General features: G+C 48.0%; 21 protein-coding genes. 9 read left to right on the top strand and 12 right to left on the bottom strand.

From position 1 onward, the window contains the following. Nucleotides 1-209 precede the first annotated feature (209 nt). From A3750_RS23035 to A3750_RS23020, 4 genes are all read left to right on the top strand, one after another. On the top strand, nucleotides 210-683 hold the full coding sequence (locus A3750_RS23035) for an Rsd/AlgQ family anti-sigma factor (RefSeq protein WP_068453074.1): 474 nt from the start codon (nucleotides 210-212) through the stop codon (nucleotides 681-683). An 87-nt stretch (nucleotides 684-770) separates the two neighbouring features. After that, nucleotides 771-1,718 carry a WD40 repeat domain-containing protein gene (locus A3750_RS23030; RefSeq protein WP_068548917.1) on the top strand — a complete coding sequence of 316 codons (948 nt, stop codon included), beginning with the start codon at nucleotides 771-773 and terminating at the stop codon, nucleotides 1,716-1,718. A gap of 201 nt (nucleotides 1,719-1,919) precedes the next feature. Beyond that, nucleotides 1,920-3,587 (top strand): alpha/beta fold hydrolase, encoded by a 1,668-nt coding sequence (locus A3750_RS23025; protein WP_082863066.1) that lies wholly within the window; start codon nucleotides 1,920-1,922, stop codon nucleotides 3,585-3,587. Nucleotides 3,588-3,712: 125 nt separating this feature from the next. Continuing rightward, a complete protein-coding gene (locus tag A3750_RS23020) occupies nucleotides 3,713-4,810 on the top strand; it encodes an AraC family transcriptional regulator (protein WP_156492412.1) in 1,098 nt (365 codons plus the stop codon). On the opposite strand, the gene A3750_RS23015 is transcribed toward A3750_RS23020, so the two are convergent. Further along, the gene (locus A3750_RS23015; RefSeq protein ID WP_082863233.1) at nucleotides 4,800-5,123 is read right to left on the bottom strand and encodes a phage integrase N-terminal SAM-like domain-containing protein; all 324 of its coding nucleotides are present in this window, start codon (nucleotides 5,121-5,123) and stop codon (nucleotides 4,800-4,802) included. The genes A3750_RS23020 and A3750_RS23015 overlap by 11 nt on opposite strands. 90 nt (nucleotides 5,124-5,213) lie before the next feature. Then, nucleotides 5,214-5,477 carry an acyl-CoA-binding protein gene (locus tag A3750_RS23010; protein WP_068456515.1) on the bottom strand — a complete coding sequence of 88 codons (264 nt, stop codon included), beginning with the start codon at nucleotides 5,475-5,477 and terminating at the stop codon, nucleotides 5,214-5,216. A 164-nt stretch (nucleotides 5,478-5,641) separates the two neighbouring features. Between A3750_RS23010 and A3750_RS23005 the strand changes: the two genes are divergently transcribed. The 4 genes from A3750_RS23005 (at nucleotide 5,642) to A3750_RS22990 (ending at nucleotide 9,280) form a co-directional block, all read left to right on the top strand. Next, the gene (locus A3750_RS23005; RefSeq protein ID WP_068456517.1) at nucleotides 5,642-6,133 is read left to right on the top strand and encodes a DUF4442 domain-containing protein; all 492 of its coding nucleotides are present in this window, start codon (nucleotides 5,642-5,644) and stop codon (nucleotides 6,131-6,133) included. A gap of 60 nt (nucleotides 6,134-6,193) precedes the next feature. Continuing rightward, nucleotides 6,194-7,270 (top strand): SMP-30/gluconolactonase/LRE family protein, encoded by a 1,077-nt coding sequence (locus A3750_RS23000; RefSeq protein WP_068491510.1) that lies wholly within the window; start codon nucleotides 6,194-6,196, stop codon nucleotides 7,268-7,270. Nucleotides 7,271-7,440: 170 nt separating this feature from the next. Further along, nucleotides 7,441-8,775, top strand: coding sequence for a DUF2254 domain-containing protein (locus A3750_RS22995; RefSeq protein ID WP_156498873.1), 1,335 nt, complete (start codon nucleotides 7,441-7,443; stop codon nucleotides 8,773-8,775). Nucleotides 8,776-8,947: 172 nt separating this feature from the next. Beyond that, complete coding sequence (locus A3750_RS22990; protein WP_156498872.1) at nucleotides 8,948-9,280, top strand: hypothetical protein; 333 nt, start codon at nucleotides 8,948-8,950, stop codon at nucleotides 9,278-9,280. 168 nt (nucleotides 9,281-9,448) lie between these two features. Here A3750_RS22990 and A3750_RS22985 read toward each other — a convergent pair whose 3' ends face one another. The 9 genes from A3750_RS22985 to rpe form a co-directional block, all read right to left on the bottom strand. Next, nucleotides 9,449-10,732: a TRAP transporter large permease subunit gene (locus A3750_RS22985; RefSeq protein ID WP_068465820.1), complete on the bottom strand. Its 1,284-nt coding sequence runs from the start codon at nucleotides 10,730-10,732 to the stop codon at nucleotides 9,449-9,451. Continuing rightward, nucleotides 10,729-11,265, bottom strand: coding sequence for a TRAP transporter small permease subunit (locus A3750_RS22980; RefSeq protein WP_156492373.1), 537 nt, complete (start codon nucleotides 11,263-11,265; stop codon nucleotides 10,729-10,731). Before A3750_RS22980 ends, A3750_RS22985 begins: the two co-directional genes overlap by 4 nt. 45 nt (nucleotides 11,266-11,310) lie before the next feature. Continuing rightward, entirely contained in the window at nucleotides 11,311-12,414 is a 1,104-nt protein-coding gene (locus A3750_RS22975) for a TRAP transporter substrate-binding protein (protein ID WP_068455454.1), read from the bottom strand. A gap of 127 nt (nucleotides 12,415-12,541) precedes the next feature. Continuing rightward, nucleotides 12,542-13,360 carry an indole-3-glycerol phosphate synthase TrpC gene (trpC, locus tag A3750_RS22970; protein ID WP_068452587.1) on the bottom strand — a complete coding sequence of 273 codons (819 nt, stop codon included), beginning with the start codon at nucleotides 13,358-13,360 and terminating at the stop codon, nucleotides 12,542-12,544. A 9-nt stretch (nucleotides 13,361-13,369) separates the two neighbouring features. Continuing rightward, nucleotides 13,370-14,410 carry an anthranilate phosphoribosyltransferase gene (gene trpD, locus A3750_RS22965; RefSeq protein ID WP_068452589.1) on the bottom strand — a complete coding sequence of 347 codons (1,041 nt, stop codon included), beginning with the start codon at nucleotides 14,408-14,410 and terminating at the stop codon, nucleotides 13,370-13,372. A 69-nt stretch (nucleotides 14,411-14,479) separates the two neighbouring features. Continuing rightward, complete coding sequence (locus tag A3750_RS22960; RefSeq protein ID WP_068452591.1) at nucleotides 14,480-15,058, bottom strand: aminodeoxychorismate/anthranilate synthase component II; 579 nt, start codon at nucleotides 15,056-15,058, stop codon at nucleotides 14,480-14,482. Then, complete coding sequence (trpE, locus tag A3750_RS22955; protein WP_068452594.1) at nucleotides 15,058-16,551, bottom strand: anthranilate synthase component I; 1,494 nt, start codon at nucleotides 16,549-16,551, stop codon at nucleotides 15,058-15,060. The genes A3750_RS22960 and trpE overlap by 1 nt, the downstream gene beginning before the upstream one ends. 182 nt (nucleotides 16,552-16,733) lie before the next feature. Continuing rightward, nucleotides 16,734-17,396, bottom strand: coding sequence for a phosphoglycolate phosphatase (gph, locus tag A3750_RS22950; protein WP_068452597.1), 663 nt, complete (start codon nucleotides 17,394-17,396; stop codon nucleotides 16,734-16,736). Between the two features lie 30 nt (nucleotides 17,397-17,426). Then, a complete protein-coding gene (gene rpe, locus A3750_RS22945; protein WP_068452601.1) occupies nucleotides 17,427-18,104 on the bottom strand; it encodes a ribulose-phosphate 3-epimerase in 678 nt (225 codons plus the stop codon). A 38-nt stretch (nucleotides 18,105-18,142) separates the two neighbouring features. Here rpe and A3750_RS22940 point away from each other — a divergent pair, with 38 nt between their 5' ends. Beyond that, a complete protein-coding gene (locus tag A3750_RS22940) occupies nucleotides 18,143-19,270 on the top strand; it encodes a DUF3530 family protein (protein WP_068465822.1) in 1,128 nt (375 codons plus the stop codon). Nucleotides 19,271-19,326: 56 nt separating this feature from the next. Here A3750_RS22940 and A3750_RS22935 read toward each other — a convergent pair whose 3' ends face one another. After that, nucleotides 19,327-19,959, bottom strand: a complete 633-nt coding sequence (locus A3750_RS22935; RefSeq protein WP_068454402.1) for a DUF4124 domain-containing protein — start codon at nucleotides 19,957-19,959, stop codon at nucleotides 19,327-19,329. Nucleotides 19,960-20,167: the final 208 nt, after the last annotated feature.

Genomic DNA, 20,167 nt, shown 5'->3' with positions numbered 1-20,167 from the left:
TTAGCTATTGCGCACCTGATGATTATCGTTAGGAATAAATAGAAATAACTAAAAGTAACGTTTTGCAACAATTAACAAGTTGTCACAGTTATATAAATTGGTTAATTTAAAACCAGAATTGATCAAATAATAAGCGCCTAGCGCAACACAAATCGCGACAATAAAAACTAACCGCAAAGGGTCGCGCCTAAATAATATGGAGAGGACTCATGCTCGAAAACTGCAAGAATGCAACGGAGCGCTGGGGTGGCGTCAACGAACTTATTGATAAGTGGCTCATCGAAAGACAAGAACTCATCGTCAAGTTTTGTGACTTAACAGTCAACCCACCCAGCTCGCAAGAAAATACCATCGAAAAGCTACAAGGCTTTTGTCAGGTTTTAGTCGATTATGTATCGGTTGGTCACTTTGAAGTATATGAGCAACTCATCAATGAAGCCATCGACTTTAACAACGATGATGGTACCGTCCTTCTCGATGCGACTATCCCACAAATTCAAGAAACAACCGAAGTAGCACTCGATTTTAACGACAGTTTTGATGATATCCACAAGGTCGATGATGGCGTGGACAAGTTAGTCGCGCGCCTCGAGCGTTTAGGGCGAACTTTAGAAAATCGCTTTGAGCTGGAAGACCAGTTAATTGAGGCGATACACACATCTCAGGCGGATTTAGTCTCCTAAGTGCATAAATTTATGAAGCGGATTGCAACCCGCTGGAATCAAAAACGGTCTATACTGCATAGACCGTTTTTTTATGCCCGATCCACCATGAAAACCATTTTAATTATTTGTCTTTCTTCGCTGCTTATTGCCTGCGCAAAAAGCCCTGACTCTTCCTCAGAAATTGCTACCCAAGGACTTTTTTCGGGTACGTTTAGCAAAGATGGCCAGAACATACTGATCGGCTCGCAGCTCCATGGGGCGAGTTACTGGCGCGTTTCACCTTTAGAGAGAACATTCAACTGGAACCACCAACAAGGCGAGTACACGCAGATCACCGCCAACGCAATTTCAACCGACGGCTCACGCGCTGCAACCGCACATAAAAATCAATGGATTTTATGGAACACTGAAACCGGCGCGTCTTTGGCCTTTCTTCAAGCACCCTCGAATATTCTCAGCATTGCTCTGAATCAAGATGGATCCCGCGCCCTGCTCGGGTTGGAAAGCGGTGATATCTGGTATACCGACCCTCTTACCGGCAATAACGTTCAGGAGTTTAAACAAAGCGAAGCCGTACGCAGTGTCGCCATTAATGCGGATGCGACCCTCGCACTCACTGGCAGTGACAACTATAGCGCCACATTTTGGGATTTACTCAATGGCGAGGCCTTACATACCGAAAACCTTGAAAACATGAGTCGCCATGTCACATTTTCACCAAGTGGGAACAAAGCGTTTATTTCGTCATTGCGAAATGATCACCTCATCATTAATACCCGCGATTTCTCAACGCTTAGCGCTATCCAAGAACGTTATACGATCTTTAACGGTGCGCATTTCTCAGTTGACGAGAAGCGCGTCTATTTAGCGAACCAGCAGGGCTACATTCAAGTATTCGATACTACTACAGGTGAGGAGACCTCAAGATTCAAGGCTAAACGCAAGAAATGGTTTGGCGCTTCTCGCGCCATCATTGCCCTATGGGCAGACGACAACACCCTCAAGGCGCTTACAAGCGACGGACAGCTACAAACGTTTTCTCTCGCGCCATAACGAGATTCTTGTCACAACCCTTATTTAATGGCCTGTCATATAAAATTCCTGTCCCATTTATTGATAGTTAGTACAAGCAGCAGCGCCTACGATTATTCTCGAGAATAAAAATAAGAATCGAAAATATAAATTAAGGCAAGCACGCGCTTGCCGGCTCTTTTCCCTCCAAAAAATAAAGATAAAAAACGACAGGTGACCAACATGAAGAAAACGATTGTCGCGCTCAGTCTGTGCGCTGCGGCTTCACTGACTCCGCAAGATACCTATGCAACGGGTTCCGGCTCCATCCCGATTCTCGACTTTGCAGGCGGACTACTGAACCTACCTAACTTTCCCACCTCTGAAAACTATACAACCAACGACGACATCGTGATCAGCGCGTTTGATGGCGTAGAGTTGACGGCAAACATCTTTGTGCCGAACAACATTCAAGGCAGCGCGCCAGCCGTGATCTTTATCAACAGCTGGGGTTTAAATGAGTATGAGTACCTTCAACAAGCGGGAGAGCTAGCTGATAAAGGATACATTGTCCTTAGCTATGCGACTCGAGGCTTCGGTGAGTCAGGCGGCCTTATCGGAACAGCCGGCCCGAAAGACATGAACGACTACAGCACGGTCATCGACTATTTAATCGCCAACTACCCTGTCGATGAAAGCGCAATTGCAACGGCGGGAATTTCTTACGGCTCGGGCATTAGCTTAATTGGTGCAGCACAAGATCCTCGCGTAAAAGCCGTCGCAGCAATGAGCTCTTGGGGCGATTTAGTCGATGCACTTTATGGCAACCAATCACCACGACTTGTTTGGGGCGAGCTGCTCACGCTTGCGGGCTCTCTCACTGGTAATCCCGACCCATCTATCGCTGAAAACTGGGATATCGTAAAGAACCAGAAACTGGACCAAATTGATCAAGTTGTCGACTGGGCAAGTATTCGCTCTCCGATTAACTACGTCAATCAGCTCAATGAGAATGGTACCGCGATCTACATGGCGAAAGCCTACGGTGACAACTTGTTTCAGCCCAACACTCTGCTCGACATGTTCGGCCAACTAACTACGCCAAAGTACATCGATTTGCTTCCGGGCACCCACGCAACGGCAGAGCTTCTGCCATCGCTTGTTGGCCTCGGAGACACCCTTGTTTGGGACAACGTCTATAAGTGGTTTGATATTCATTTGAAAGGTGAGACCAACGACTTGTCTAATGCGAAACCCATCAATATGAAAGTTCGTTTTCAGGACAAGTTTGACCAGTTCGATGATTATCCTCTCGCAGAGACGACAGATGTAACTTACTACCTTCACCCTCGATCCACGTTCGATAACGGCGATATGGAAACCTCTCCATATTGGTCGTGGTTTAACACCGAAAAGGACAATTCTATCAACGGTTACTTCGGCACGAGTTTTTCAACTGGCATTCCGATTCTGTCCGACTTACTGGAACAAGTTGATATTCCTGTTATAACGAACATCCCTGCAGAGAGCGATTTTAGAGCCATCTACTGGAATAGTGACCGCCTCGATAATGGCATGCAAATTCGCGGTACACCAAGCGTCAGCCTGCGTGTCCAACCGCATTATCACAAAGCGCAGCTCGTGGCCTATCTCTATGATATGGATGCTTGGGGTACGGGTAAGCTCATCACCCATGGTGTCGTCACTCTGCCAGACGCTGACTGGGGAGCGAAAGTGCGTGTTGATTTCGACATGATTACCACGGCATACGACATCCCGCCGGGTAACCGAGTCGTCTTGGCAATTGATACGAAAGACCCCTACTACAAATCGCCAACTTCTGCCGACTTCTATGTAGACTTTCAGTACAAGACAAGTGAACAGAACATCGTCACGATTCCTACTCTGTAGCTCATTCTTCGGCTAGAAAGCAGGGCCTATGCCCTGCTTTTTTGTTTCCGCTCATAAATCCACATTTCTGAGAGCGCTTACGCAGACCACGCAACGAACTCGGGATACACTATTAGGCGTCTATCTTGGTCAAAAGCAGTATGCGTCGATATCAGCGGTCCCCGGGACTGGCACTTGAACAATGCCGACTATTAGTCGAATTCGGTAAACTCAAGGGTTTGAGTACCGAGTCTTGCCTAAAGAACACCAACATCGATGATGCTATTTTCCAAGAAACAACATACGAGCCTACGGCGTCACAAGAACTACAAATCATCAGAAACATTACTCGTCTGATTTCAGAACCAGCAGATCGACTTGGCTATGAGGCCGGACGACGAAGCAAGCTCCATCATTACGGTCTCATCGGGCAAGCAATGCTTAGCAGCGACAATCTGCTGCACGCTCTCAACATCGCCCTGAGGTATTGCCAAGAGGTATTTCACTTTACGAATTACGCGAGCAGCAGTCAAAGTAAGATGCTATCAGTCGCGTGGCTTCCATATAAAAAAGACACGCTCAGCGTTGAGCACTTTTTAGTAGCGCGAGACCTTGGTACAGGTCTTTCTATTATCGAGCAAGTGACCGGAAGAAAACCTAAAGGGGTGATCGCCGCTCGCACCTTTTTTACCGATCGAAAATTGATTTTAGAGCTCAGGAACCAACTCGGCTGCGTATTAGAACACGCACCAAATGGCGCTGAACTAGTGCTGAATGCTCAGAGTCTTTTACAGCCCATGCCGCAACGTAATCCTCAAAGCTGCCGGGTTCTAGAGCAATTATGTTATGAGCAAATGCATTTACCCGAAGATTTACCACTGAAAGACAGTTTTACAGAACAGGTGGCTTACCATCTCAGAAAAAGCAAGTTCAGCTTGAGCCGTGACGACGTAGCCAAACAACTCAACATCTCGTCGCGCACTCTAGCGCGCTACTTACTGAATGAAAAAACCACCTGGCGCGAATTGATTGCAAAGATCCGGATCGATCATGCAAAACAGCGACTGACATCCAGCAAGCTTCCGATTGAAATTGTCGCAGAAGACGTAGGCTTTGGCTCAAGCAGCGCTTTTTCACTGGCATTTAGAAGAGCGACAGGCATGACACCGAGAGAGTTTAGAAAGCAGTTTACCTTAGCGGAAATCGCACCGACACCCGTGGCGAGCACAAGCACTAAGCGTTAGGAATGGTAAGTGCCGAGTGCGCGAGAGGACGTTTGAGCACTTGAGCATAAAAAAACTCCAAAGCACTTTTTGCTTGATTTAGTCGTGCTCGCGAGGGAGAAAGGCGACGCGTGATATGCCGTAAAAACTCTTTTACGTTTTTCTCACTCAAGCTAAAAGGGTTCGATAATCCGTTAAATGCAAGATATTGAGCGATCCACTGCTCATAAGTATGCGCTGTACGCGCGCACAATCTTGTTTTGATACTCGCTTTCGCTAACTCAGCTGAAAGACCCGGCTGCGCTTCATCTAGAACCACTTTTGCATCCATCATTCACCGCCTTTTATTGTTATGGTGATATTTCGCCGCGCACTTTACCAGAATATTTCAGCTGAGCAAATAAACTAAAATGACGAGCGTCAATTAGCCTTTCAATTCTTCAATGGCATCAATATATTGTTGCATTGCTTCATCTGCAGTACTGCCTTTGAGCTCTTCCCATGCAGAATATTTTGCACGATTGATAAAATCCATCATGCCCGGCTTTTTGCCTGTCACATCGCCTTCTGTTGCCTGTTTGTACAACGCATACATCTTAAGCTTAAGCTCATTCGATGGCTCAAAATCGCCCTCCGCGTTTTGCACATAGTTAACCGTTTCTTCGAACTTGGTTTTTAGATCAGACATAACAAAACTCCTTGAAAAAGAAGCCGCGATTATACAAAGCCCTGTCTCTGCTGGGTAGCACTTTCCGGTTAATTGACACCACTGATCCCACAGTTCAAACTTCGGCTCTCTTTAAGCAGCAACACACATTTCTAAAAGTTTGAATTTTCAAGGAGAACGCCTCGATGGCGAAGCAAAACAAACTGAACAAAATCGTAAGCAACATCAACAAGCTTCCAGAGTTTATGCGAAGCAAGGCGCTCACGACGCTGTTCGGAAAAACCGTCAAATACACTGGCACAACAGGTCAAAAGGTTGAAGCTCTGACGGAGAACCACGCAGTCATTACCCTAAAGAACAAAAAATCGGTGCAGAACCACATTGGTTCAGTCCACGCCGTCGCCAGCGTACTGATCGCAGAATCAGCAACGGGATACCTCATCGGGATGAACATCTCTGACGATTGTGTTCCGGTCATCAAAACAATAAAAGCGGATTACGTAAAGCGCGCGAAAGGCGACATGCGCGCTGAGGCGAAGCTCACCAAGGCACAAATTAAGGAGATCCAGTCATCCGATAAGGGCGAGACTGTCGTACCGGTTAAAGTGACAGACGCGGACAACAAAGAGCCGATTCTGTTTGAAATGACGTGGGCGTGGACACCGAAGAAACGATAGAGCCACAGAAAGCGAAGACAAGGATGTTCATTTCGCCCCCCTTAAACAAAGATAATAAAAATGAACATCCTAAAAATCGTATTAGCGTTAACCGTGTTATTAGCCGCCATTAGCGTCTGGAGAATGGCTCCACTTTTTAATTTAGACTACGCCGCAGACAGTACAGCGTCCTCCGAGATGTGTATCGCTGTAGACGCGCCTCCTGGTCTGGAGGATATCACCATCGACCAGGCAAGCGGCCTCGCCTACTTTGCGAATGACGACCGTAGAGCGTATCTCACCAAGGGCACTAGAGCATCGGAGAACGGCGCATTGTGGAGTCTCGACCTAAATGACGACACCCCAAGCCTTAAACCGATTACTGCGAACTACCCTGAGGTCTTTCACCCTCACGGGATTTCGTTGTTAAAAGAAGATGGCAAGCAGTATCTTTTCGTGGTCAATCACCCTTCGACCACTCAGCACCAGATAGATGTATTCGAGCTGTCAGGGTCGAACTCGGCGACGCTGATTGAAAGCATCACCTTCCCTGAATTGATCTCACCAAACGACGTGCATGCCGTTTCTCGACATCGTTTCTATATCACCAATGACCACAGCGCACCAAGACAAACGCTGGGTGAAAAAGCAGAAGACTTTCTGAGATTGGCGAAAACCAATGTGTTGTTCTACGACAATGGAACGGTGACGGAAGTGGTCAACGATCTATACATGGCAAACGGCGTGCTGACAAATGCAGAACAAACCAAGCTGTTTGTTGCCGAGTCGACCGGTGAGCGGATATCCATGTATACGCGTGAGAGTAGTGAAGCACCAGAGTGGACTCTGAATAATCACATTGCCTTAGACGTAATGCCCGACAATTTAGAGTGGAGTGAAAACGGAAAACTTCTTGTAGCATCACACCCTAAAGCTCTGGATTTTCTGCTCCACACCTTTGACCAATCCGTTATCGCGCCGTCCGTTGCCCATGCTATCGATGTTGAGAGCGGTTCCGTGGAAACGATTTATGCAGACGATGGAAGTATTCTTTCCGGCTCAAGCGTCGCTGCAAGCTATGACGGTCAAGTTTTGATCGGCTCGGTATTTGAACCAAAATACGTCCACTGCAAAGCACAAGAGCTGGCTAGTCGCTAGCTCTTGATCGCAAACAGCGGTGTCAGCATACTCTGATCGGTCGTGCTGCAGAACGGACAGCCCCAAGATGGCTCTTCCTTTACCTACGCATGGTGTTACTGAAAGGAGCCGCGGTCTCGCAAACTACATCGTCCATTTCTATTTGTAGAAGATCTTAAACGGAGTTAAAGATGCAGAATCAAGAGTCGGTTTCTCTCGGAGGTATGGGGAATAAAGTACGCTTCGCATTAAACAGACTTGGGGAAAGGCTATGGGTTAAGCCTCTATTTTCCTGCGTTCTCTCATTATTCGCTGTGATCGCCGCAGGGCTCGCGGATCAACTAGTTATATTTGATAACAAACTACCACACATTAGTTTTCAATCATTAGAAACGCTTTTGTCTGTCATGGCTGCCAGCATGCTTGTGATTGCGACATTTGCTGTTGGAGCCATGCTTTCCGCGTTCACATCGGCAAGCGATGCCGCAACGCCCCGCACCCTCTCTTTAGTGATCGCGGATGATGTCTCTCAAAACGCATTATCAACATTCATCGGTGCGTTCATCTTCAGCATTGTTGGACTAGTAGCACACCTGAACACCCTTTTTGAACAGCAGGGTACATTTGTGCTCTTTGTTCTTACGCTCGTTGTATTCGCCATCGTGATCCTGAGCTTCGTTCGATGGGTAGACCGAATTGCACGATTAGGTCGCCTTGGCGAAACGATTGGAAAAGTCGAGAACGTGTTGAATAACGTTCTCCAATCCTATGCAAGATTTCCAACTCTGTGTACCAAGCAGCCGGACGAAGAACCGACGGGAACGCCCGTATTTTCAGAGCATGTCGGTTACGTGCAGCAACTAGACGTTAAGCAACTGCAAGAACTGGCAGAAAAAAATAACTGCCGGATTTTCGTCCGCGCGCTTCCCGGTGAATTTATAAGTCTGGCTGAGCCTCTCGTTCTTGTTGACACAAGCGAAGCCGCCCTAGACGAGCAGTTGACGAGTGGAATAGCGCAAGCATTTCGTGTCGGCCGATCAAGAACCTTTGATGAAGACCCGCGTTTTGGGATGGTCGTGCTCTCGGAAATCGCCAGTCGCGCGCTGTCACCGGCGGTAAATGACCCAGGAACCGCCATCGATATTATTAGAACGATGGTACGTTTGATCTCTAAGTGGGCCATCACCCAACAGCGCTCCGCAGAAGATGGCTCGCAAGAGCAAGCGGTTATGTATGACCGAGTATTTGTACCCGAACTGTCGGTAAGAGCCTTATTGGATGATGCTTTCAGCGCGATTGCTCGCGATGGCGCGGGGCTACGCGAGGTTACAGCATGCTTGCAAGAATCGTTTATCAGCCTGCGCCTGCTTGGTCACGAAGCCCTTGACCCTGCCGTCATCTACCACTCTGAATATGCTCTGGGATACGCCTTGTCGTCGCTTTGCCAGCAGGGAGATCTTGACCATATCCGTTCGCTCTCCGAGCAAGCTCAGGCGAAGGACTTACGCTCTTCGGTGGTCTCTTAGTGAGCGCTCTGCGTTTTTGTCATGAGACTGATGAAAAGTTCCCACGCTTCATGAGACTTGGCTGCAGTGGCGGTCTGTTAAGACCAACATAACGAGCGGTGTTTTTTGAGTCTCTATACCAAACAATCAACTCAACGCGATCATGGTGTTTAGGTTGCAGCAGGAGCATTTAATGAAAAAGATAGTCAGCGCAATTGCGCTTTTGAGCGCCTTAAACGCAACGACAAGCCATGCTGAGTCGGAGGCGCAAATCGAGAATTGTAGGTCTATTTCACAGGTTGCAGAAGTCATCATGACCGCTCGCCAACAAGACATGCCTTTACCCGAGGTTATGCGCTTAGTGGTCGACGTAGAGGCCGAAACGGAAACCGATGAGAACGTCAAAAACGTGGTGAAGGAGTTGGTCAAAACAGCATATAAAGCCCCCATCGGACCGACAGAGGAAAGTCAAAAGCAGTATATAGCGGAATTCAGAAATCAAATATTCCTTAACTGTTACGAATAACCGTCTACTCGCCCTATATCTGGAAGAAAGATCAGACACTCCAGTACACGCTAAATAGACATCTGATCACTAGTATTACCCCATTTCCGTAGACACTTCTAAAATGGGGTAATACTCGAGAACTGACGCGACACATCAGCAGATTTGAATCTGCTCTGTTTTTTTTGCTTAAAGCAGACCAAAGAAGCCCGGGAAGAAAAGGATTGCTAAGACAACGAGCACCTGCAACACAATAAAAGGCATCACACCTCTATAGATATCGGCCGTTCGTATTTCAGGCGGTGCGACCCCCTTCAGGTAGAACAAACTAAAGCCAAAGGGAGGCGTCAAAAAGCTGGTTTGAAGGTTCATGGCAATCAAAATGGCAAACCAGAGCATACTGATGCCAAGCAGCTCGGCAATCGGTGCCAGTACGGGAACAATGATGAACGAGATTTCTACGAAATCAATAAAGAAACCGAGAATCAAGATCACCAGCATGGTGAGAATCAGAAAACCCCATTTCTCTCCGGGCAAACCAAGCAACCACTCTTCAAGAAGTGCATCGCCGCCGGTATAGCTGAAGGTCATCGAGAAGGCCGTTGCCCCAAGTAAAATCGCAAATACCATGGCTGTTACAACGACAGTCTCACGTGCACTTTCCCAAAGCATCTTGATATTGAATTGCCCATAACAGAGTGCCAACACTAGGGCGCCCACGCCACCTAAAGCCGAACTCTCCGTTGGCGTTGCAATGCCCGCGAAAATAGAGCCAAGCACCAACACAATCAATAACAAAGGAGGCAAGATTGCAAACAAAGCCGTTTTCAGTGCTGCGAAGCCATCTTGCTCAATCGGCGGCATGGGTGGCGCTTTGTCTGGATCGCGCACCGTCACAAAAATGATGTAACCAATATAAAGGCCGATGAGTAAAAGGCCTGGCGCAACGGCCGCCTGAAACAGGTCCCCAACAGGCAAACCAAGAACGTCGCCAAGAATGATCAGAATGATAGAGGGCGGTATTATTTGGCCAAGCGTGCCAGAGGCGCAAATCGTGCCACAGGCCAGTTGCTTGTCGTAATTATACTTGAGCATACAAGGCAGAGAGATCAACCCCATGGCAACGACGCTTGCCCCTACGACACCGGTCGACGCTGCGAGCAGTGCGCCGACCAAAATCGTGCTAATCGCGACGCCACCACTCATCCGCCCAAACAATTGCGACATTGAAACTAGCAACTGCTCTGCAAGCTTTGTTTTCTGGAGTACAACACCCATGAAAATAAACAAAGGAATCGCCATTAATATGGTGTTTTCCATGATGCTTTGAATGCGATACGGCATAAATGCAAATAGATCGACGCCTTCAGCAAACACGCCGAAAATCAGGGCAACACCCGCAAAGGTGAAGGCAACAGGAAAACCCAACATCAGCAGCAACAGCGCTGCAAAGAACATGATAATACCGATCACGACAACATCCCTTTATCGACACCTGAGTAGTCTTCTTCCCCTTTGAGTACAAGCAGCGCCTTGGTTACCATCCCGATCCCGGCAATCCCCATGAGGGCGAAAGAGACAGGTATGAGCGATTTTATAATCCAGCGATAGGGCAATCCGCCAGGGTCGCCGCTCCCCTCACCCATTTGAAAGGCATCAAAAGAGAAACTAACACCGTAATAGGTGACTAGAACGACAAATGGAAAAACAAAGACTAGAGCACCGATCATATTGATCAGTGCTTTTCGTTTATCTGACCAGTTATCGTAAAAAATATCGACTCGAACATGGCCGTCTCGCTGCATCGCGTATGGCGTTCCCAGTAAAAATACCGTTGCGAAAAGATGCCATTCGAGTTCTTGCATGCCAATTGAAACGTCATTAAATGCGTAACGCATCACCACGTCATAAAAGACGTTAAACAGCATCAACACCATGGCGAGGCACGCGAGGGCGCCGCAAGCACTAGTGATCTTTGCACACAGGCGATCAATCGTTCGAATCATAGGATCAAAAAAGCCCAAGGTTTTATGCTTGGGCTTTCCTTAGTCTTAATTAAGGCTATCGAGGTAGGCCTTGTCTGAAATCAGCGTCCACTCACGAACCTGCTCCATATAGGTTTTCTGCGACTCCAACACGCGCGCAGCAAATGGGTCAGCTTCAGCATTCGCTTTTAACAGGTCGTCATTTGCACTGCGAATCGCCGTCATGACTTCTTCTGGAAACGTTTTCACAAGAATGTTCGGGAACTCTTCCTTCATAGCCGCCCAGTTCTTACCGCTTTCGTGGGTAGACTGAATGTACATATCATAAGCAACGGTTTTCATCGCTGTTCTTAAGATTTCCTGAAGGTCTGCAGGCAAGGCATCGAAGGTTTTCTTGTTCACAAGAAACTGCAACTCCGTTGCTGGCTCGTGCCAACCGGTATAGTAATAAGGTGCAATCTTGTGGAATCCCATACGCAAGTCAAGAGAAGGGCCAACCCACTCAAGGGCATCAATTGTGCCTCGCTCTAGTGCCGTGTATAGCTCACCTGGAGGGATGTTCGTTGGCTTAGCACCCAGTTGCGCAAGCACTTCACCCGCAAAGCCCGGAATTCGCATTTTCAGGCCTTGAAGGTCTTCGACCGTTTTAATCTCTTTTTGGAACCAACCACCCATTTGATTAGATGTGTTGCCACCAGGAAATGACATAAGGTTGTGCTGTGAATACAGCTCATCCATTAACTCCATGCCGCCACCATAATAAAACCATGCATACTGTTCTGGCGCGATCATGCCAAATGGCATCGTCGTAAAATAGAGCGTCGCGGGAACCTTGCCTTTCCAATAGTAGGATGCCGAATGCCCTAGATCATATTGCCCTGACTTCACCATATCGAAAATGCCAAAAGGCGATTTGTGCTTATTGGAAGAATCGATGGTGATCTTCAAACGACCATTCGACATTTTGTCGACCATCGTGGCGAGGTTCTTCGTTGCATCACCAAAGATAGGGAAGTTAGGCCCCCAAGTTTCAGCCAACTTCAGGGTGGTTGTTTCAACCTTCTGTTCCGTGCTTGTTTGCTGCTCTGCCTTTTCAGAACAGGCAGCCAAACCAAGTGCCGTTGCGACAAGAAGCGATTGCAATAAACGGGAGGATGTTAGGGCTTTCATAATTGCGTCCTTTATTTTTGTTTGCGCTGTGAAAAGCTACCAGAAGTAATGTGCTATTTCACCCCTTACTTTGGTCTTAGCGAGGGGTGCTCTCAGTCCTCTTGAAAAGTCCTCTTAAAAAGTCCTCTTAAAAAAACAGTCTCGCCAATTCATCACCTGGGTCGGCCGCACGCATAAAGGCCTCTCCCACCAAAAACGCGTTTACCTGTTTCTCTCGCATCGCTTGCACATCATCCAGAGTATGAATACCACTTTCTGTTACGACGATTTTGTCTTCAGGAATGGAAGGCAAGAGCGAAAACGTGTTTTCTAGGCTAACCTCAAAGCTGTGCAAATCGCGATTATTAATGCCGATGAGTTTAGTGCCCAGCGTCAAAGCCACCTCCAATTCTTGAGCGTTGTGCACCTCAACAAGGACATCTAAACCGACTTCCTGAGCAATGCCCGACAGCTCTTGTATCTGATCTTTCGTCAAACATGCTGCAATGAGCAAGATACAGTCCGCATTGACGACGCGGCTCTCGTAAATCTGATACGGGTCGACCATAAAGTCTTTGCGAATAACGGGCAGCGAGACAGCATCGCGCGCAGCTTGCAGATATGCCTCGTCGCCTTGAAAAAAATCTTTGTCTGTCAAAACAGACAAACAAGCCGCACCTGCTCGCTCGTAGGCTTCAGCGATTTCTGCGGGCTTAAAATCTTCACGAATAACGCCTTTGCTAGGCGATGCCTTTTTAATCTCCGCAATAACCGCTGAGGTGCCACTTGCTAGCTTCTGCTCTATGGCTGCAACAAAGCCGCGACACCGGGGCATATCAAAAGCACGTGCGCGGTGCTCTTCAATTGCAACAGACGCGGACCGCTGATCAATCTCTTGCCATTTTCGATCAACAATGTTCTTCAGGATGGTGGGCGTCGCACTATTCATGCGGTCATCAAAACTCATAATGTCTCTCTAATGCTCGTGCTTGAACACTTGCGTAAAACTTGCAAGCTCGTCAATTTTCGCAAGCGCTAAACCGCTCCCGATGGCATCTTCTGCTAATGCAACGCCAGCCTGCAAACTATCTGCTAAATCTGAAACGTAAATAGCCGCGCCCGCATTGATCGTGATGATCGAACGCGCCTTTCGTGCGCGCTCATCGTCTGCCTTGCCAAGCGCCGCCTTGATCAATTCCAAACTCTCTGCAGCGCTCTCGACGCTCAGGCCAGATAGATCAGCATGCTGCAAACCAAGCTCATCCGGAGCAATATCATATTCGGTGATCACGCCATCTTTTAGCTCGGCAACATGGGTATTAGCGGCGATGGAGATCTCATCTAGGCCATCGTTAGAATTTACAACCATAACGTGCTTACTGCCTAACCGAGATAAGACCTCAGCCATCGGACGGCAAAGGTCTTTGGAAAAGATACCAATAACCTGCCGCTTCACACCCGCCGGATTTGTGATTGGCCCCAGCATGTTAAAGATGGTACGTAATGCCAGCTCTTTTCTTGGGCCTATAGCAAAACGCATCGCACTGTGGTGCGCCGGCGCAAACATAAAGCCCACGCCTATTTCTTCTATTGCCCGTGCAACTTCCTGTGCGCTGACATCCAAATTAACGCCCGCAGCTTCGAGCACATCGGCACTGCCCGTGCTGCTTGAGACGCTTCGATTACCGTGCTTTGCAACATGTCCACCCGCCGCAGCAACAACGAACGCCGAGGCGGTAGAAACATTAAACAGGTTAGCGCCATCGCCTCCTGTGCCGCATGTATCAACCAAGTGCTCCCCTTCGATAGGAACCTTGAAAGACAGATCTCGCATCACTTCTGCCGCGCCGGTGATTTCCTCGATGGACTCACCCTTCATGCGCAAAGCAACCAACAAAGCGCCTATTTGCGCATCGGTCGTTTGCCCAGTCATGACTTCGTTCATCACGGCATTCATCTCTTGTGTTGAGAGGTCATTGCCGTCTACAACTTTGGCGATCGCTTTTTTGATACTCATTCTGTTCTCTCTTTCTTCTTCGCTCTTGTTGATTCTTATTTATGCATACTCGACAAGCGTGCGCTGTATCTAACGCTTCAGGAAGTTGTCCAATAACTCATGACCACACTCCGTCAAAATAGACTCTGGGTGAAATTGCACACCTTCAATATCAAACTCTTTATGGCGCACGCCCATTATTTCTTCTATCGAACCATCGTCGTTGTTGGTCCACGCTGTGATTTCTAAACAATCCGGAAGCGTATTTTTGTCAATCACCAGCGAGTGGTAACGTGTCGCTGTTAGAGGGTTGGGCAAACCCTTAAACACACCGGTGTCGTTATGATAAACAGGCGAGGTTTTACCATGCATAACGCGCGAAGCACGAACAATGTCCCCGCCAAATGCCTGACCGATACTTTGATGGCCCAAGCAGATACCCAAAATGGGTAGTTTACCTCTAAACTGTTCTAATACTTGCAAAGAAACACCGGCCTCATTTGGCGTACACGGCCCTGGAGAGATCACTATTTTTTCAGGGTTCATCTCACGAATTTGCTCAATCGTGATTTCGTCATTGCGATGCACGTGTACATCCGCACCTAGCTCACCCAAGTATTGAACAACGTTATACGTAAAGGAGTCGTAATTATCGATCATCAACAACATTAGTTACTCTCCTTCGCATCAAGACCCTGAGTCGCCATAGCCACCGCACGAAACACCGCACGCCCTTTATTCAACGTCTCTTCCCATTCATTAAGAGGAACAGAATCGGCAACAACGCCTGCACCGGCTTGAATATGAAGCTCTTCATCTTTGATAACAGCGGTTCGGATAGCAATAGCGGTATCCATATTACCGCTCCAGGAAAGATAACCCACCGCGCCGCCATAGACACCGCGCTTTACAGGTTCAAGCTCGTCAATAATTTCCATTGCTCGTATTTTGGGTGCGCCACTCAAGGTGCCTGCAGGGAATGTCGCTCTGAGCACATCCATCGCACTCGCCCCTTCTTTCAACTCACCCGTCACATTGGAGACGATGTGCATCACATGCGAGTAGCGTTCTATGATCATTTTATCGGTCAACTCCACCGTACCTGTTTTGGCCACTCGCCCAACGTCATTGCGCCCCAGGTCAATCAGCATCAGATGCTCGGCAAGCTCTTTTGGATCGGCTAGTAAGTCTTTTTCGAGCACGATATCTTCAGCTTCATTCTTGCCCCGTTTCCGCGTACCAGCAATTGGTCGTACGGTAACCAAGCCGTCCTCTACTCGAGCAAGGATCTCAGGTGACGAGCCAACAACATGAAAATCGCCCAAGTTTAAAAAGTACATATAAGGTGACGGATTCAAACACCGCAATGCACGATACAAGTCTAGCGGCGCAGCCTTGAAAGGAATCGACATACGCTGCGCAATAACCGTCTGCATCACATCCCCTGCAAGGACGTAATCTTTAATCTTATCCACGGCCGCTTCGAACTTCTGTTGCTCAAACCCCGAGACGAAATGCCCTTCTTGGACGTCTTCATCCTGCTCTGGGCGAGAGGGCGACTTCGCCTGCACTGTCCGTAAACGATGCACCAGAATGTCGAGGACAGAATCCGCAACTTCATAGCTGCCTTCAACACTTGGATCTTCGTGATGAATCAGAATCAACTTGCCGCTCAGGTTATCGAACACGACGAGCTGATCACACACCATCAATAAAATATCCGGCGTTCCCAGTGGGTCCGGTGGGCAGGAGTCAGCCAGCTTAGGCTCGACATAGCGAATAATATCGTAACCAAAATAGCCGACTAACCCCCCATTGAAACGGGGCAGGCCTTCTATCTCAGGAACCTTAAAGCGAGACTGGAACTCTTCAACAAACGCTAGCGGATCGTCGTGCTCAAGCGACTCAATAACGGCGCCATCTTGCTCGACGTTGATGGTATGCCCCCACACTTTGAGAACTTGTCGACATGGCAGACCAATAATGGAATAACGCCCCCATTTTTCACCACCCTGCACGGATTCCAAAAGGCAGCTATAAGGCCCATCAGCAAGCTTGAGATATGAACTTAACGGTGTATCTAGATCGGCGAGCACCTCTCGAACAACAGGTACTCGGTTGTAGCCCTGTTGAGCAAAGGCATAAAACTGTTCTGAATTCATTATGGTTCCTTGATTAGCGACTTACAGATTAAGCGTTGAAATAAAACGACTTAAAATCGCCAACGGAAAAACGTCGAGAACGGCGCTACGAGTAGTTTGCTGGAATTCGTTATGACAGGCACTTGGCTAACTCAACGTACTATTTAAGAGAAAAAATTTAAACCACGGTTAATGAAACGAGATTACCCCAGCTCATTTAGCGAATCAACAAGCCCATCTAGATTACGCGCATCAATTGGCAAACCATGGTTATAACCGTAGCTTACGCCTATTACAGGGACCTTCGCTGCGTGCGCCGCTTCAAAGTCGCTTACCGAGTCTCCCACCATAACAGCCTCTTCTGGCCGAACCGAAAAATGCGCTAAACAATGCAACAGCGGTTGCGGATGTGGTTTGCGATGCGCAAGAGAGTCACCGCCCAATAAGACGTCATGCTCTAGGGCAAGTTGTGCAACCAACTGCTGCGCATGTTCAAACGGCTTGTTGGTAACAATAGCCACTTTGCAGCCGACAGCCCGAAGTCTTGCAAGTAGCGCTTGAGCGCCATCGTAACAGACCGAATGTCGACCATTCTCAACGCGATACTGTGTATAGAAAACATCAAGTACGCGCTCTAACTCAATATGTTCTCTTTCTGGATGGAGGCAACCCAGCAAAGCCCGATTGACTAACGCTCTAGCCCCGTTACCAACCCACTCCCTGGACTGGCTCTCTGCAACGACAGGGTAGCCGCAGATAACAAGCGCTTGATTTAATGCTGCGTGAATATCCAGCACGCTATCGACCAATGTTCCGTCTAGATCAAACATCGCTAGCCGACACTGCCTTAAAGAGAGGTCCAACATATTCCTGGCTCTTGTTCTTGCTCTGACGATTTAAGAGAGCTTGGCTGCCGCGAGCTCTGCACGCATTTTATCGATGGTTGCCTGATAATCATCTGTATTAAAAATTGCCGAACCCGCTACAAAAGTATCCGCACCGGCTTCGGCAATTTTTCGAATGTTATCGGCTTTCACGCCGCCATCAATTTCTAACTGGATATCGAGTCCACTCTCTAAGATTCGCTGTTTCACCAAGCGCAACTTATCGAGCGTTGTCGGTATAAATTTCTGTCCGCCAAAACCAGGGTTTACCGACATCAACAAGATCATATCCAGCTTGTCCATCACATGATCAAGATAGTGCAGCGGGGTAGCCGGATTAAAAACCAGACCAGCTTTACAACCTCCATCACGAATCATTTGCAGAGAACGATCAATATGCTGAGAAGCTTCAGGATGAAAGGTGATATACGTTGCACCGGCGTCGATAAACTGACCAATCAAATCATCGACCGGCTGCACCATAAGATGGACATCAATAGGGGCTGTAATACCGTATTTTCTGAGTGCCTGACAAACCATTGGCCCAATCGTGAGATTTGGTACATAGTGATTGTCCATAACGTCAAAGTGGACAATATCCGCGCCAGCACTTAAAACGTTTTCAACTTCTTCTCCAAGTCGAGCGAAATCGGCCGATAAGATGGATGGTGCAATCTTAAAATCAGGCATAGTTACCTCTTACAGAATTTTTTGGGTGTTCGCGCGCAATGTATGCAATCGCTAGACAAATAACAAGCAGCCTTTTATCGACCATCATTGTGCTCTGCCTAATTACGTTGAGCTCGGCGCTAACCATCGCAGAAGAAGTGGCTCCGGATCTCACCGAAAGCATCGGTTCGGAGCTTGATCAAACCGACGAGACCGAAGAGCAGGAAGAAGCCAAAGAAGATCGCATACCAGAGCTACATCAACAAGAGCGCGCATTTAGCACAGCACTTGCGAGTAGCGTCGAGGAAGCACAAGTCCTTTGGTTAGATATCAAATACCCAGGCGCAGCCAGTGCTTTTCAAAGTCTCGCCTTGAAGATCGAAGCAAAAGCCAAGAATATCCATGGAGCCGCTCTAATCATTCCTGACACGTCACAACACGCAGACTGGCCAAATCAAGTTCGCGGTTTACGACAGCAGCTACCCTATGAGGGCTGGCTGACTCTTTCGGTTGGACTGCCGTGGCCTGAGCTAAAAACGCCTCCTGAAAGGGAGCTTGTGGTTAAATCCTTTTCAGAATTTCAAACAAGTGAGGCGATTACCCGAGCGACGGCTGCGGGAAGCCGCGCCCAAAAGACGAAAGCACCATCAGAAGAGGAAGACGCGACATTAGAGGCGCAAGACGAAAATGAAAGCGTCGATATAGATCTTAAATCCCCCCCCAAACAAGAACAAATGATCTCTCCTTATGAAGAGCGCGCCCTCGTTCACGTACAAGCCGCGATGGATCACTTAGTACAACAAGGCTTTCAAAACATTGCAGTTATCGCATTAGGAGAGAGTGCTGAGCTTGCGGTTGACTACTTACAGAGTCGCGAAGCAGAAATAAAAGAGAAAGGCTTTGCTCTTATTTTACTCGAACCAAAATTGCCCGACCGGCTGAACAATCGCTTTGCAGAGGCGCTCGGCAACGATTTCCCAGCACCCGTTCTCGACATCTTCGACTCATCCTCTCGTAATCAAAGTGCCGCAGCAAAAGAACGTAAAGCAAGTGCGCGTGCAGGCAACTTTGCCGAATATCAGCAGTTAAAGCTGACGTCAGTGATCGGCGCCGGATCAGACAAGTTTTTATTAAAGCGAATTGGTGACTGGCTTGAGCGTTACGCGCCTGGCCAAGAAAAAAAATAGGCCTGAAGGAGAGCTTATTCTCGCCACTAAGGATTGCCAATTATGACGCTAAGCCGCTAGTTGTAATCTGGAGCTTTCTTACCCGTCAGCTGCTCCAAGCGCTGAATAATTTCAGAAAACTCTTTGATGATTCTCTCTCGATCATGCTTCTTCTCAAGAATAACACTTTGCGCCTTTGCAATATCACCACGAGATTTTTCGAGCGCCTCGGCCACTCTCACTGGAACTTTTCGACCATTTCGCTGGGCATTTGCTGCCAACTCTTCATTTTGGGTGATCGCATTTTGATTTGCCGCGATAGAGGCCTGACGAGAAACGATGACTGAATCAATCTCACTAAGACGACGCTTCAGCAAATGAACGACGGTTCCGGGGGTGCCATACTGCTTCAGTAGCTTTTGATCTTCCTGTTCTCGAAGCTTGCGCGCTTCTTCTTCACGCTCTTTCTTCGCGATCGCGTCGTCTCGGGCACGTATCTGCTCAGCGGTTAATGCGGGAGGTACGACCTCAACCACACGCCCCTGCGCATTCAAGACATCGTAACCGTTGGGAACGATTTCTGGCGGAACAGTGGCAGCCATCACCGTTCGGCCTTGATCATCCTTATAGCGATACATAATGCCTGCCTGCACGGAGCTCACGAAAACCGCAAGCGCCAAGCACACACTCATTACAAGACGAACACTCATTTTTTGTACTTATCCTTAAGAGAAATCACTCGTTTTATAATACCTAAAATCTAACTATAGCCGCCTTGCTAAAGATCGCTCAGTTACAATCCGTTATATTCCGTAACGATCTCTATACGCAGCAACGCTGTCTGCGTACTCTGCCAAACTTGCATCGCTAGAGATGAAGTCTAGTATTTGTCCAAGGTTTACGATGCTCAGCACAGGA

This window comes from Oleiphilus sp. HI0079 (assembly GCF_001635105.1).
This window is presented reverse-complemented; position numbering and strand designations above follow the sequence as displayed.

What these genes read in the sequence shown, in the direction of transcription:
- A3750_RS23015 (WP_082863233.1), bottom strand. Translation starts at nt 5,123, where the DNA reads ATGATGGATGCAAAAGTGGTTCTAGATGAAGCGCAGCCGGGTCTTTCA.
- A3750_RS22960 (WP_068452591.1), bottom strand. Translation starts at nt 15,058, where the DNA reads ATGTTGTTGATGATCGATAATTACGACTCCTTTACGTATAACGTTGTT.
- A3750_RS23000 (WP_068491510.1), top strand. Translation starts at nt 6,194, where the DNA reads ATGAACATCCTAAAAATCGTATTAGCGTTAACCGTGTTATTAGCCGCC.
- A3750_RS23010 (WP_068456515.1), bottom strand. Translation starts at nt 5,477, where the DNA reads ATGTCTGATCTAAAAACCAAGTTCGAAGAAACGGTTAACTATGTGCAA.
- A3750_RS23030 (WP_068548917.1), top strand. Translation starts at nt 771, where the DNA reads ATGAAAACCATTTTAATTATTTGTCTTTCTTCGCTGCTTATTGCCTGC.
- trpD (WP_068452589.1), bottom strand. Translation starts at nt 14,410, where the DNA reads ATGAGTATCAAAAAAGCGATCGCCAAAGTTGTAGACGGCAATGACCTC.
- A3750_RS23025 (WP_082863066.1), top strand. Translation starts at nt 1,920, where the DNA reads ATGAAGAAAACGATTGTCGCGCTCAGTCTGTGCGCTGCGGCTTCACTG.
- gph (WP_068452597.1), bottom strand. Translation starts at nt 17,396, where the DNA reads ATGTTGGACCTCTCTTTAAGGCAGTGTCGGCTAGCGATGTTTGATCTA.
- A3750_RS22935 (WP_068454402.1), bottom strand. Translation starts at nt 19,959, where the DNA reads ATGAGTGTTCGTCTTGTAATGAGTGTGTGCTTGGCGCTTGCGGTTTTC.
- A3750_RS22980 (WP_156492373.1), bottom strand. Translation starts at nt 11,265, where the DNA reads ATGATTCGAACGATTGATCGCCTGTGTGCAAAGATCACTAGTGCTTGC.
- A3750_RS23035 (WP_068453074.1), top strand. Translation starts at nt 210, where the DNA reads ATGCTCGAAAACTGCAAGAATGCAACGGAGCGCTGGGGTGGCGTCAAC.
- A3750_RS22940 (WP_068465822.1), top strand. Translation starts at nt 18,143, where the DNA reads ATGTATGCAATCGCTAGACAAATAACAAGCAGCCTTTTATCGACCATC.
- A3750_RS22990 (WP_156498872.1), top strand. Translation starts at nt 8,948, where the DNA reads ATGAAAAAGATAGTCAGCGCAATTGCGCTTTTGAGCGCCTTAAACGCA.
- A3750_RS22995 (WP_156498873.1), top strand. Translation starts at nt 7,441, where the DNA reads ATGCAGAATCAAGAGTCGGTTTCTCTCGGAGGTATGGGGAATAAAGTA.
- rpe (WP_068452601.1), bottom strand. Translation starts at nt 18,104, where the DNA reads ATGCCTGATTTTAAGATTGCACCATCCATCTTATCGGCCGATTTCGCT.
- trpC (WP_068452587.1), bottom strand. Translation starts at nt 13,360, where the DNA reads ATGAGTTTTGATGACCGCATGAATAGTGCGACGCCCACCATCCTGAAG.
- trpE (WP_068452594.1), bottom strand. Translation starts at nt 16,551, where the DNA reads ATGAATTCAGAACAGTTTTATGCCTTTGCTCAACAGGGCTACAACCGA.
- A3750_RS22975 (WP_068455454.1), bottom strand. Translation starts at nt 12,414, where the DNA reads ATGAAAGCCCTAACATCCTCCCGTTTATTGCAATCGCTTCTTGTCGCA.
- A3750_RS23005 (WP_068456517.1), top strand. Translation starts at nt 5,642, where the DNA reads ATGGCGAAGCAAAACAAACTGAACAAAATCGTAAGCAACATCAACAAG.